The organism is Paenibacillus contaminans (genome assembly GCF_003285015.1).
Classification (GTDB): Bacteria; Bacillota; Bacilli; order Paenibacillales; family NBRC-103111; genus Paenibacillus_V; species Paenibacillus_V contaminans.
On sequence record NZ_QMFB01000021.1, the window covers coordinates 108,177 to 120,775 of the forward strand.

Annotated in this window: 13 protein-coding genes; 2 read left to right on the forward strand and 11 right to left on the reverse strand. The window is 53.6% G+C overall.

The features are described from left to right. Positions 1–84: 84 nt before the first annotated feature. The 3 genes from DQG23_RS28780 to DQG23_RS28790 form a co-directional block, all read right to left on the reverse strand. Positions 85–624, reverse strand: coding sequence for a PadR family transcriptional regulator (locus DQG23_RS28780; RefSeq protein ID WP_113034495.1), 540 nt, complete (start codon positions 622–624; stop codon positions 85–87). Positions 625–842: 218 nt separating this feature from the next. Further along, positions 843–1,277, reverse strand: a complete 435-nt coding sequence (locus tag DQG23_RS28785; RefSeq protein WP_113034496.1) for a hypothetical protein — start codon at positions 1,275–1,277, stop codon at positions 843–845. A gap of 98 nt (positions 1,278–1,375) precedes the next feature. Beyond that, positions 1,376–2,506, reverse strand: coding sequence for a Gfo/Idh/MocA family protein (locus DQG23_RS28790; protein ID WP_113034497.1), 1,131 nt, complete (start codon positions 2,504–2,506; stop codon positions 1,376–1,378). 174 nt (positions 2,507–2,680) lie between these two features. On the opposite strand from DQG23_RS28790, the gene DQG23_RS28795 reads away from it, so the two are divergent. Beyond that, positions 2,681–3,586, forward strand: coding sequence for a helix-turn-helix domain-containing protein (locus DQG23_RS28795; protein ID WP_113034498.1), 906 nt, complete (start codon positions 2,681–2,683; stop codon positions 3,584–3,586). 118 nt (positions 3,587–3,704) lie between these two features. Here DQG23_RS28795 and DQG23_RS28800 read toward each other — a convergent pair whose 3' ends face one another. Continuing rightward, positions 3,705–4,943, reverse strand: coding sequence for a two-component system sensor histidine kinase NtrB (locus DQG23_RS28800; RefSeq protein WP_113034499.1), 1,239 nt, complete (start codon positions 4,941–4,943; stop codon positions 3,705–3,707). A 294-nt stretch (positions 4,944–5,237) separates the two neighbouring features. On the opposite strand from DQG23_RS28800, the gene DQG23_RS28805 reads away from it, so the two are divergent. Beyond that, entirely contained in the window at positions 5,238–5,573 is a 336-nt protein-coding gene (locus DQG23_RS28805) for a DUF4870 domain-containing protein (RefSeq protein ID WP_420330259.1), read from the forward strand. 519 nt (positions 5,574–6,092) lie between these two features. Here DQG23_RS28805 and DQG23_RS28815 read toward each other — a convergent pair. The 7 genes from DQG23_RS28815 to DQG23_RS28845 all read right to left on the reverse strand — a co-directional run bounded on the left by DQG23_RS28815 (position 6,093) and on the right by DQG23_RS28845 (position 12,552). Next, the gene (locus DQG23_RS28815) at positions 6,093–7,088 is read right to left on the reverse strand and encodes an inorganic phosphate transporter (RefSeq protein WP_113034502.1); all 996 of its coding nucleotides are present in this window, start codon (positions 7,086–7,088) and stop codon (positions 6,093–6,095) included. A 73-nt stretch (positions 7,089–7,161) separates the two neighbouring features. Beyond that, on the reverse strand, positions 7,162–7,713 hold the full coding sequence (locus DQG23_RS28820; RefSeq protein WP_158560744.1) for a TVP38/TMEM64 family protein: 552 nt from the start codon (positions 7,711–7,713) through the stop codon (positions 7,162–7,164). A gap of 71 nt (positions 7,714–7,784) precedes the next feature. Beyond that, positions 7,785–10,208, reverse strand: a complete 2,424-nt coding sequence (locus tag DQG23_RS28825) for a heavy metal translocating P-type ATPase (RefSeq protein ID WP_272949074.1) — start codon at positions 10,206–10,208, stop codon at positions 7,785–7,787. An 87-nt stretch (positions 10,209–10,295) separates the two neighbouring features. Then, a complete protein-coding gene (locus DQG23_RS28830) occupies positions 10,296–10,499 on the reverse strand; it encodes a copper ion binding protein (RefSeq protein WP_113034504.1) in 204 nt (67 codons plus the stop codon). Between the two features lie 100 nt (positions 10,500–10,599). Beyond that, on the reverse strand, positions 10,600–10,944 hold the full coding sequence (locus DQG23_RS28835; RefSeq protein WP_113034505.1) for a metal-sensitive transcriptional regulator: 345 nt from the start codon (positions 10,942–10,944) through the stop codon (positions 10,600–10,602). A 129-nt stretch (positions 10,945–11,073) separates the two neighbouring features. Then, entirely contained in the window at positions 11,074–11,805 is a 732-nt protein-coding gene (locus tag DQG23_RS28840) for a response regulator transcription factor (protein ID WP_113034506.1), read from the reverse strand. A 243-nt stretch (positions 11,806–12,048) separates the two neighbouring features. Continuing rightward, positions 12,049–12,552, reverse strand: coding sequence for a C40 family peptidase (locus tag DQG23_RS28845; protein ID WP_113034507.1), 504 nt, complete (start codon positions 12,550–12,552; stop codon positions 12,049–12,051). Between the last annotated feature and the right edge of the window lie 47 nt (positions 12,553–12,599).

The window sequence follows — 12,599 nt, forward strand, 5'->3', positions numbered from 1 at the left end:
TGGAAAGGTCTTCTCGGCTTTGCCGACGCAGGTATGCCGATATGCAGGTATGCCGTTACCGTACAAAACACCCGCTTTTCATAATTAAATCGGCCGGCTCGCGTTTCCGTGATCTTCCTCAATGTCCTTGATCGCCTGACTCAGCCAATCCCGATCGCAGCGAAGCAGCGCTATGCGGTGCCGGTTCGACAAATCGACGCCGATTCCGTGCCCGTGCGCCGGAGAAGCTTCGAACCAGCTCAGCAGTTCCTCCAGCTTGTGCAGCCGTTCCCGCAAGCATGCCGTCACTTCCTCCTTCGGCAAATGATCGAGGAACATCAGCCCGATGTCCCCGGCCGGCGTCACTTGATCGTGATTGGCGAGAGAGAAGCGCAGCAGCTCGTCGAACTTCTTCTCGCCAAGCGGAGTAATCGTATAAACCTGCCGCGGCGGCCGGTTCCCCTCCTGCTCGTGCGACACCTCGACATAGCCGGCTTTGTTCAAACGTTTCAGAATCGCGTAAGCTGTCGCTTTTTTCATATCCGAAACACGGCCGAGATTTTTCTCGATAAATTCGTTAATCTGATAGCCGTGCTGCCTTTGCGATTTCAGAAGTCCCAGCACCAGCAGTTCGCGTTCATCCATTAGCAGCACCTCCCCGTAGCTTTCCTCAGGGAAAGCCGCATTTTCTATATATTGTACCCTGTCATAGCAAACCGTCCGTTTGCGGCACAATCGCCTTGCTTCCCATTATAGTCCCACATGTCCGGTGGTTCAATGGAATCATTGCCGTCCCCATAACGAAAAAAAGAACGCCTCCGCCATAACGCCGCGGGACGTTCTTCCTCATTGCGTGCTTCGACCTACATGTGAATGCCGGCCGAAAATTGACTGTAGTCGTCGTCCGAAGGATCGAACGGCTTGTCATCGCTGTTGTCCGACGTCGTGCCTCGAAACGCGCCGCCGTCGCCGTCCGCCGGGGACATGTAACCTTCCGGCAAATCCTCGTTCACCAAATGCGCAGGGATCGGGATCCCGTTAAGTCCGTAAGCCGACGTATATGCCTGCGATTCGCTTTCGCCTTCATCCGTCTCCAGCAGCGTTCCGCCAAAAGACTGCGTAATTTCAAGCGCGGACGTCAAATCGTTGTTCTCGATATACACCTGCAAAGTCGGCTTATGCTCCGGATGAGCATGATCGATCCAATTGGCGCGGAACCCTAGCTCATGCAGCGTATCCATCGCCTGATAGGCCGCTCTGCTTTCGGCGAATTGAAAATATATCGGGGCTAAGTGCATCCAAACCGAGTCCTTTCTGTGGCGCCGGCTCACGTCCGCTGCATGCAGAATCGTGCGCCAGGCTGGAATGGACTTAGCTTATCCCTGCGTTTTCCTTTTTATTCCCAATCGATCTGCTGGAACGTTCCGCTAATCGCCGATTCCTTCGCTTTCAAGCAGAGAAGCGCGCTCAGCAATCCGTCGTCCAGCGTCGAAACGGATTCCGCCTGCCCTTGCATCAAGTCGATAAAGTTTCTGGCCAGCACGGTATCGCCGCCAAAATGTCCTTCGTCCCCGCTGAATTCATACGTCTCGACACGCGTCGAATGGTGCATGAACACCTTGACTAGGCCGGTGTAGAAATCGAAGTCGATCGTCCCTTTATAGCCGAGGAACCGGGCTCCGCGGGCAGCCGCTTTATTCCGGGCGAAGAAGTTTTGCGAGTACGAAACGTGCATTCCCGACTCGTAGCGGATCAGCGCGCTGCCAGAGTCCTCGTTGCCCGTATCCTCCGCATAACAGCAGAACGGCCAAGCTTCCTTCAACCCGTCCGTCCGGAAAGCGGTGCTTTCGGGACAAGTCCGGTTTTCGTCGCAGTCTACGCATTTCAGGCCTGCTGGCTTCGTCCCTTTGAAAATTTGCTTGGACATCATGGCGCAGACGGTATCCGGCCTCGTGCCCAGCACGTAATTGATATAATCGAAATCATGCGTCGCCTTTTGCAGGAACAATCCGCCCGTTTCGCTCTCATCGCGGTACCAGTTCTGATAGTATACGCTTCCATAAGGCACGTTGTTGACGGCCTGTACATGCTCCACCGTGCCGATTTTGCCGGAGTCGACAATCTCTTTCACAATCTGAACGAGCGAAGTGACCCGCAGCGGGAATGAAACGACCACGTTGCGATTGCCGGACGCTTCATAGCCTTCCTTCAGACGCCGTACGTCTTTCATGTTCGTAGCCACCGGCTTTTCCAGGAAAAGCGGAAGCCCGGTAGGCAGCGCCTTAAGCGCCATAGGCGTATGCTGCGAGCAGCGCGTGCCGATCATGATTCCATCCAGCTTCAGGCCGTTCAGCATATCCTCCACCGTTTCGAACGTGCGCACCTCTGCGTTTTCCTGCTCGATCTTCTGTCTCTTCTCCGGATTTACGTCCACGACGGCTGCCACTTGACAGTCCGGCGACAGTTTCTGCACCTCTCCAATGACGCCGCGAATACGCGCACCATACCCGATTACACCGATTTTCAAAATGATAGCCTCCCTCAAATAATCCGTTCGCAGTCACCTACAGTATAAGAGCAGAATCCTTGGTTTTCTTTGTCCTGAAAGCCGCATTTTTTGTTCTTTTTGTCGGGAAGACATCTTTTCCGAAAAGGTGCCGCGAGGTATGATGGAGGTAAGCAAAACAGTCGGGGGAAGCTAATGTCAAACGAGAATCACTATCAGCGAACGCGGTTGAAACGGCCTATCGTTATTCACAACCTGATTTCGCTTTACTACTACGAATTCGGCAAACACTATATTTTTCGCGGCGAGAAGCATGATTTTTGGGAAGTGCTGTACGTAGACAAGGGCGAGATCGAAGTTATGGCCGACACCACCCGGCATTTGCTCAAGCAGGGCATGATTATTTTTCACAAGCCGAACGAATTTCACAGCTTTTATGCCTACAAGGGAAAGGCGCCCAACGTGATCGTTTTTACGTTCGACTGCAAATCGCCGGCGATGCGCCATTTCGAAAATCAGGTCATCGTGCTCAATGACGAGGAACGGAATTTGCTCGCGCAAATCGTCAAGGAAGGCATGGCTTCCTTCCATTTTCCGTTCCGCTATCCCCTGTCCGAATCGCGGCGCGACGACGCTCCTTTCGGCAGCGAGCAGCTCATCAAGCTTAACATCGAAATGCTGCTGATCCGGCTGATGCGGAGAGACTTTCATACGGAAACGAGCGAGCCGCTTTCCTCTACGGCGCGAGAGAATGACAACGCCGAAGTGATCAAGCGCGTGATCGCTTATATGGAGGAGCGGCTGGACGCGAACGTCTCGCTGGCTGAAATCGGCGACGCCCTGCACATTTCCAAAACCCGCCTTAAGGACCTGTTCAAAAAAAGTACGGGCAGCACCATTATGGAATATTTCGCAGGCATGAAAATCAAGCAAGCCAAGCAGCTCATTCGCGACGAGACGTACAATATGACGGAAATATCCGGGATGCTCGGCTTCAGCAGCGTCCACTATTTCTCCAAAGCGTTCAAAAAAACGACCGGCATGAGCCCGACGGAATATGCCCGGTCCGTCAAAGGCCGTTTGAAGAGCGGAGCCGAATAAGGCGTGTCTTCAGCCTCGATCGGGTATTGACGGCGTTCCTGTCGGCTCATACCGGGATTAAGGACCGCTTCCACAACATTTTTGCCGGGCGGTAACGAACAAAACGCAGCTTGCTCCCTCAAGAGCTCGCTGCGTATTCTTTAACGTCGAAGCTTGTTACCCGCGGAATGTTGATCGTAAACTCGGCCCCGTGCTCCGGCAAATTGCGAACGGATATCGAACCGTCATGCGCTTTAATGATCGACTGGCAGATGGAAAGCCCGAGTCCCGTCCCCTCTTCCTTCGTCGTATAGAAGGGCGTAAATAAATTATCCAGCTTATCCTCCGGTATGCCCGGCCCCGTATCGCGAATGCGGACAACCGCCTGATTCTCGTCCTCGTACAGCAAAATATCGATATTCCCGTTCTCCTGCACCGCCTCGAAAGCATTGCGCAGCACATTCAGGAACACCTGCTGAAGCTTCTCCTCCGAACCGGACACGACCAAATCCTTCTGCAGATGCAGCCGGATCTGAATATTCCACTTGATTGCGTCGGGCTGCATCAGAACGACAAGCCGTTGTAGCAGCTCTCCAAGCTGCACCGCCTGTATCGAATCGGCAATCGTATGCGATTTGGAAAGCATGAGCACTTCGCGCAGCAGCTTATCGATACGCGCAATTTCGGTTCGAATAATATGATAATATTCCTGGTAGCTGCCTCTGCGCTCATTTTTCTCGATAAGCTGGACGAAGCCTTGAATGGAGGTAAGCGGGTTGCGGATATCGTGGGCGATAGAAGCCGCGATTTGTCCGATCGTCGCCAAATGCTGCTGCTGGCCGAGCCGCTCGAAGTTTTGCTCGCGCTCCAGCTTGCGGATGAGCAGCATATTTTCGCGGTAAATGTAACAGATCATATGTAAGCCCGCCACGATGAACAGCTCAAGAAACAGCAGTACCATCAGCGAGGACGTTTCTTGTTGTAAAGCGATTACATTTCTGCCGAACAGCAAGAATCCTAGGCTGTAGCAGGCGGCTATCGCCCAAATAAGCAGCGGCTGCAAATATAGCGCGGACACGACAATAATCGTCAACGCGTGGACGATCAGAACGGTGAACGAAAAATCCATATGCCACCATTGCGGTTCGCAGCTAAGCAGGCCGAAAAAAAGAAAATACCGATGATAGATGCTCGTCTGGCGCCACCATTTATTTGAAACAACCATCAGAACAGCCCCGGCGATGACAATGATTGTTCCTGGTAGCAAGTACCGCACTCCATCGTAAATCGAGACGACAGCCCAACCTGCCAGCAAATGGACGAGCAGCAGGAGCAAAACGAATTGATCAGGCTTGTCGGTCGTAGCCGCGCGATTCATGGCCTGACTCCTCTCAAGCGCTTATCGGATCTCTATGCATAGTACTTGTCATTAATGCTTGTTATGTATTCTACCACGCTCTATCAATCGGTTCCCAAATATGGCAAATAGGAACGATAATCGTTGTTTCATATTGTATCACAATTACCTTTAATTAGAAAATAAATTATTTCTCGGAGCTTTTCCAAGGTAGTGCTATCCACTCATTGACAATTTGCTAGAATGTGTGTCATATTTGTGAACAGCATACATAGTATACGAGTAAAGAGCAAGCGCATGGAAAAAACGAGCGAGGTGTTTAAGTTGGAGCCAAATTTACAATCACCGGAGCCATCGGACGTACAGAACAACAAAGGGATGGCAATACTTGCTTATATTTTATTTTTTATTCCACTGCTGGCGGCCAAGGATTCGAAGTTCGCGATGTATCACGCCAATCAAGGACTGCTCGTCTTTCTTGGCTATTTGATCGTCAATGTGGTCTTAACCATCATTCCGATCATCGGCTGGATTTTGCTGCCGTTCGCCAATCTGTTCGTCTTCATCCTTATGATCATCGGCATCATCAACGCCGCTAACGGCCAAGTAAAACCGCTTCCGCTGGTAGGCTCGATTTCGATCCTCAAGTAGAAGGCGGATGACGCAGCTTCGCTCGGCGTCCGACATAGGGCTAAAAGACTACATTCATATAAAAAAGGCTGAGCGGGCTGCTCAGCCTTTTTTATGCAGCAAAACGATCCGTCAAGTCATAAACGCTCCGACGCAGAATGTTCCGGAGCTATTTCTGTCTGAAAAAACCAAGGATAAACGGCTTTGCCGTCCTTTAAAGGACGAGCGCGTTTACCGGGAATTGGAACAATCAGCGGAGGATATACTTTCTGAGAATTCAAGGATAAACGGCTTCGCCGTCCTTTAAGGACTAGCGCGTTTACCGGGAATTGGAACAATCAGCGGAGGATATACTTTCTGACAATTCAAGGATAAACGGCTTCGCCGTCCTTTAAAGGACGAGCGCGTTTACCGGGAATTGGAGCAATCAGCGGAGGATATACTTTCTGACAATTCAAAAAAACCGCTTTCCGCGATCCCCTCCAAAGGCATCCAAAAGGCGGTTTGCAAACAAATCCCTGCGGCATATACATGCCATTACTAGATAAAAATAATCAATACTTTGAAAATAAGGAAAGCAAGCAGCATCGAAATCGGGATCGTGATCGCCCACGTCATAACCATCCGTCCGACGACGCTCCAGTTAACCGACTTCGGCCTTAATGCCGTGCCTGTCCCAATAATCGAAGACGTGATAACGTGAGTTGTGGAAAGCGGCATCCCGAACGCCGTAGCCGTCTGCAAGACGGAGAAAGCGGTGATATCGGACGTGAAGCCGTTCATCGGCTCGATTTTGAAAATTTTCCGGCCGACCGTTTTGATGATCTTCCAGCCGCCCACCGATGTTCCTAAGCCCATGGCAGTCGCCGCCGAAAGCTTGACCCACAGCGGAACATGCATCTCGGTCAGCTGTCCCTGTGCTACAAGAGCGAATACGATAATCCCCATCGCCTTCTGGGCGTCGTTCGTCCCGTGAGAGAAAGCCTGCAAGCCCGCCGATACGATCTGCATCGTTCTGAACGTACGGTTGAACTTGCTCGGAGAGCCGTTGCCGAGAAGTTTGACGATCCATTTGACGAGATTCATGAAAATGAATCCGACGACGAACGCGATAAGCGGCGATAAAATCAAAATAATAATGATTTTATTGAAGCCTGCCCAGTTGAGCCCGCTAAAGCCCGCTCCGGCGATAACCGCTCCCGCAAGGGACCCGATCAGCGTGTGGGAAGAGGATGACGGGATTCCGAAATACCAAGTAAGCAAATTCCAGAGTATTGCGGAAATAAGAGTTGCGACGATGATTTCCAGTCCATGTTCGATCTTAAAAGGATCGGCGATGCTTCCGCCAATGTTTTTGGCGACGCCTTCGAACGTAACGGCCCCTACGAAATTGAGAACCGCCGCATAAAATACGGCAAACCTAGGATTCATCGCCTTGGTGGAAACCGAAGTCGCAATCGCATTTGCGGTATCGTGGAATCCGTTGATGAAGTCGAACAACAGGGCTAAAATTACAATTATGACAAGAAGTGTCACGTTACGCCTCCCGAGCGTTGCAAAATGTCGAAATTGCACACTCGATTATTTTATGTATTTTTCGTAAACAAAGTCAAGCCGTCTTGCCAAGAAGCTCGAAACCGGCAATCGCGTACAGAGCCATAAGCGGTATTTTGCCTATTCCCGTTGCGATCGAGAACGTCCGGAACGGAATGCGGGTAACGGCGGCGTATATATTTATAGCTTGGGCAGGAATGACCGGAATCATTCTCGACAGCATAATCGATACGAAAGGATGCCTCTCAATGAATGCTGTAAACTTGTCGAGTCCCTTGTACTTGGCGAGCAGCTTGCGTCCCTTGCTTGCACCCATGGCTCGAATGATGGCAAGCATGAATATCGCAGCCAGAGTCGAGCCGGCCCAGCTGAGCGCGATGCCCGCCGCCAGACCGTATTTGGCGGCCATTAAGCCGCTCATAACGCCGTAAGGAATAAGGGGCACCGGCAGCATAGCGACCAGCGTCGCGGCCCCCAGCATAAGAAGGACCGGCGGGCGGCTCCCCTCTTGAATCCATATCCGCAGCTCGTCTCTGTAAAGGACGGCAAGCAGGACGAAGCCGGCATACAGCAGAACGACCAAGTATTTATTAATTCGGCTCAGCATAGATGTCGGTACGGCATCCTTTCTTCGTTTATCGGAATGCAGACGGGTGGAAGCGGAACGGAACCGGTCGGTTATTTTCTTAACGGAGCCGGGTTCGCCCGCTGCAAGCGAAGCGCATTCAGCACGACGGAAATGGAGCTCAGCGCCATTGCCGCGCCTGCAATCCATGGAGCGAGCAAACCCGCTGCCGCTATCGGAATGCCCAGCGAATTATAGGCCAGCGCCCAAAATAAATTTTGCCTGATATTGCCCATCGTCAAGCGGCTCATCTCGATGGCGTCGGCAATACCGTTCAGATCGCCCCGCATGATCGTAATGTCGGCGGCCGATATCGCGACGTCGGTCCCCGTGCCAAGCGCCATGCCGATATCGGCCGTGGCCAGTGCAGGCGCGTCGTTGATGCCGTCGCCTACCATCGCCACTTTATGACCCTTGGATTGCAGCATGCGGACTATTTGCGCTTTGCCTTCCGGAAGCGCATCCGCAACGACTTCGCCGATACCGGTTTGCCTTGCGATCGTTTGCGCGGTTCTGCGGTTATCGCCTGTCAGCAGGATCACGCGCAAACCTAGCTTGCGAAGTCTGGCTACCGCTTGACGGGACGATCGCTTGATCGTATCGGCGACCGCGACTAGGCCGGCGAAACGGCCGTTTACGGCGGCAAGCACGACCGTTCTGCCGGATTCCTCAAGCTCCGAGATACGCGCGCCGACATGACGCACGGCAATGCCGTGCATGTCCATAAGCCGGCTCGTCCCTACGAGGACCGTTTGTCCTTCGACAACGGCGCGTACCCCGCAGCCCGGTATCGCCTCGAAGGATACGGCTTCGGGTATCGCGATGCCCCGCTCTGCAATGCCGGCGACGATCGCTTCGGCAAGCGGGTGCTCGGAGCCTTGCTCCGCGGCTCCGACAAGCCGCAAAAACCGCACTTCGTCCTGCATAACCGCGACGACGTCCGTCAGCGCAGGCTTCCCCTCCGTGACGGTGCCGGTTTTATCGAGCAGCACCACATCGACCTTATGCGCCGCTTCCAGCTGCTCCCCGCCCTTGAACAGAACTCCCAGTTCGGCGGCGCGCCCGGAGCCGGCCATGATGGAGGTCGGAGTCGCCAGGCCGAGCGAGCATGGACAGGCTATAACCAGAACGGCAATCAGCTTCTCAAGCGCCCCGGGAAAATTGCCGGGCGCCGCCCACCAATACCAGATGGCGAAAGCGCCCGCCGCAGCGGCGATGACCGCCGGCACAAAAACGCCCGATATGCGGTCCGCGACCCTCTGAATAGGCGCCTTGGACCCTTGAGCCTCTTCGACGACGCGAATAATTTGCGCCAGCCTCGTTTCTCTGCCGACTTTAATCGCCCGAATCGTCAAGACGCCGTTCTTGTTCAGCGTAGCGCCGGTTACGGCGTCCCCCTTGCTTTTCTCTACCGGCATGCTCTCCCCGGTCAGCATCGCTTCGTCAACGGATGAAAACCCCCGGACGACTATACCGTCGACAGGCACGGTCGAACCCGGCTTCACGATCAGGATGTCGCCCGGAACGACTTCCTCGGCGGGAATTACCGACTCCTTTCCGTCCCTGACCACAATCGCCGACTTCGCCTGCAAATTCATCAGCTTTTTGATCGCATTGGTCGTCCTGCCCTTAGCCAGCGCCTCCAGCCATTTGCCGAGCGCAATGAGCGTAATGAGCACCGCACTCGTCTCAAAATAAAGCGCCGGTCCATGCTGCCCGATACCGCCGGAAATAACGACCTGCGCTACGCTGTACCCGTATGCGGCGGAAGTGCCCAGAGCGACCAGGACGTCCATGTTTGCGCTGCCGTTTCGGAGCGCTTTGAACGCCGCGGTATAAAAACGGCCGCCCACGAGAAACTGGACCGGCGTAGCCAAAATCATCTGGAAGACGGGGTCCGTCAGAAAACCCGGTGTCCAAATGCCGGACGTGAAGGCAAAATGGCCGGTCATCGCCCACAGCAGGGGCAGCGTTAATAACGCCGATATCATAAACGAGAAGCGCTGCCACTCGATTTCCGCTTTCCGCCTCGCCGTTTCCGCATCTGCACCGCTGTCCTGCTTGAGTCTCGCTCCATAGCCAAGCTTGTTCACTTTATCCGCAAGCTGTTCTGGCGTCACCAAACCTCCCGCAAATTCGACATGCGCCGTTTCGAGCGCAAGATTAACGTTGACCCCGCTCACGCCGGGAAGCTTCGCCAAACCTTTCTCGATGCGGGCGGCACATGCGGCGCAAGTCATGCCGGTAATGAAGAAATCGGCGCTTTCCTTAATCGTGCCGTATCCCAGCTGCACGATCCTTTGCTCGATTTGCGGCCAGTCCGTGCGGGCGGGGTCATAGGAAACGGACGCTCTGTCGAGCGCCAAATTAACGGCTGCCTCGACGCCGTCAAGTTTATTCAAGCTTTTCTCGATGCGGGCGGCACAAGCCGCACAAGTCATGCCGGTAATCGAAACCGTCGCTTGGCGGTTCCCCACTGCGGCTTCCTCCCCCGGTTCGGAATCTCCACATCTTATTCATTCGAAAAAACCGCAAAAGCACGGCAATGCCGCGCTTTTCCGGCGTTATTTTGCAACGTCGTAGCCTTGGTCTTCAATGGCCGTCTTGATTGCGTCAACCGAAACGGTTTGTTCGTTATATTTGACCGTTACCGATTTGCCCGCCAAATCGACCTTACCGTCCGCACCGAGCTTCTTGACGGCCCCCTCGACGGCGCTTACGCAATGCCCGCAGGACATGCCCTCCACCTTCAACGTGATCTCTTTCATCGTTTCATTCTCCCTTCCCTCTTGTCGCCCCTTTGAGGCTTCCTACAGCCGATTATTCGAGCTTCAGACCGCTATATGATCATGTTTATGCAAATCATTATTATTTCAGTAGCTTGTTTACCGTTTTGAGCAGTTCGTCGATAACGGCATTATCGCCTTCCTGGATACGTTCGATTACGCAGCTCCGCATATGGCCTTCCAGCAGAAGCTTGCCGACGCCGTTCAAGGCGGCTTGTATCGCGCTGATTTGGTTAAGCACGTCATCGCAATACGTATCTTTCTCGATCATGCCCTTCACGCCGCGAATTTGTCCTTCGATCCTGTTAAGCCTGGCGACAAGCGTCGCTTTCGTTCGTTCGGAGTGATGGCTTTTGCGCCCTTCATCGTCTGTGTGGCAGCAGGAGGCGTTCGTTTCGTCGTGTTGCGCGTCAATAGCTTCGTTCATCTTCCTCACCTCACCTCTCCTTCCATGCTATCATACCCCCATAGGGTATGTCAATGTTGCAAAAAAAGACGAGCCAGCCATGTACGGCCGCCTCCCCTTTCATCTTTTGCACCATGCTGCTTTGCCATGCTAACTATCCAAATCGTCTTCATCCCCGTCTTCCGATTCGATCCGGAGACAGTATCCGACTCCGCGCACCGTATGAATGAGCGGAGGCCGAAAGCTTTGATCGATTTTTTTGCGCAAATACCCGATGTAGACGTCCGTTATGTTCGTATCTCCGACAAAATCATAACCCCAAACCTGCTGAATCAGCTCTTCGCGGCGAAGCACCTCGCCGGTCCGCTCCAGCATATAGACGAGCAGATCGAATTCCTTGGGCGTCAAGTCGATCGGCTGGCCCGATCTTACGACGGTACGAGCCTTCGTATCGACCTCGAGCTTATCGATATGCAGCAAATGCGCAGGGCGGGAAGACGTTTCCGGCAGAGAAACCTTCGCGTACCGAAGGCATGCCCGAATGCGCGCAAGCAGCTCTTCAATGGCAAAGGGCTTCGTGATGTAATCGTTCGCGCCCTGATCCAGTGCGGCTACTTTATCCGGCGTAGCCGACCGCCCGGACACCATAATAACCGGCATCCGCTTGCCGGCCGCCCGCAGTCTGCGCAGCACCTCCATTCCGCTCAGCTCCGGTAAAATCACGTCGAGCAAAATGAGGTCCCATTCGCCCTCCAAAGCCTTTTCGAGCCCTTCACGTCCCGTAGCGGCGCTCGCGACGGCATACCCGTCGTGCGAGAGCTCCTGCTCGAGCAGCCATCTCGTCTCCTGTTCGTCATCCACGACCAGTATGTTTTCGTTCATCTCCTGCGTCCCCTACCGCTTACGCCCGATTTTGATCCGTTATGCAGCGTATTTCAATAGTTACCGCATAATGCTTGCCTGCTGCCCTGCCCTGCGGAACGTTTTTTGAAGTTAGTTTGGGCCGTAATACGCGAAAATATTAACAGATTCGCAATACGGGCCGCTCCTCGCATGAACGCAAAAAAGAAGTCCGAGCCTTTCGGCCGGACTTCCTCTTCACTTGCCTATGCAGCTTGTCCTCTGTTAGAGAACGCGGCGTGCTGTGATGTAGTGGCTCTTCCACCAGCTGCTGTTCATATTCGAGAACGTGACGCCCTGAGGGTTGCCGTACGTATTCAAAAACTTGCCGTTGCCCGCGTAAATGCCGACGTGAGCGATTTTCCCTTTGGAGCCTGCAGTCGAGAAGAAAACAAGATCGCCTTTTTTCAGCTGACTTTTTGGAACATATTTTCCGACCGTCGCTTGTTGTTTGGACGTGCGCGGCAGCTTGATGCCGAAATGCTTGAACACATGCTGCGTAAACGAAGAGCAGTCGAACGCGGCTGTCGTGGCGGTCGAAGCGCCGAAACGATAAGGCCGGCCGAGGTAGTTGTCGCCGTAGCTGATGATTTTGTCGCCCATTGTTTGAGCTGAAGTTGCAGCGCTAGCCTGTTGAGGCGCCAGCGTAAGCGTACCCGTAACGGCCAGAGTGACGCTTAGGCCGATTGTGGCCATACTTTGCACAAGGCGTTTCTTGATGTTGATCATGATGTGGTATTTCCTCCTTGGGTTTCAGTAGTAAGGCCATTTGCCTA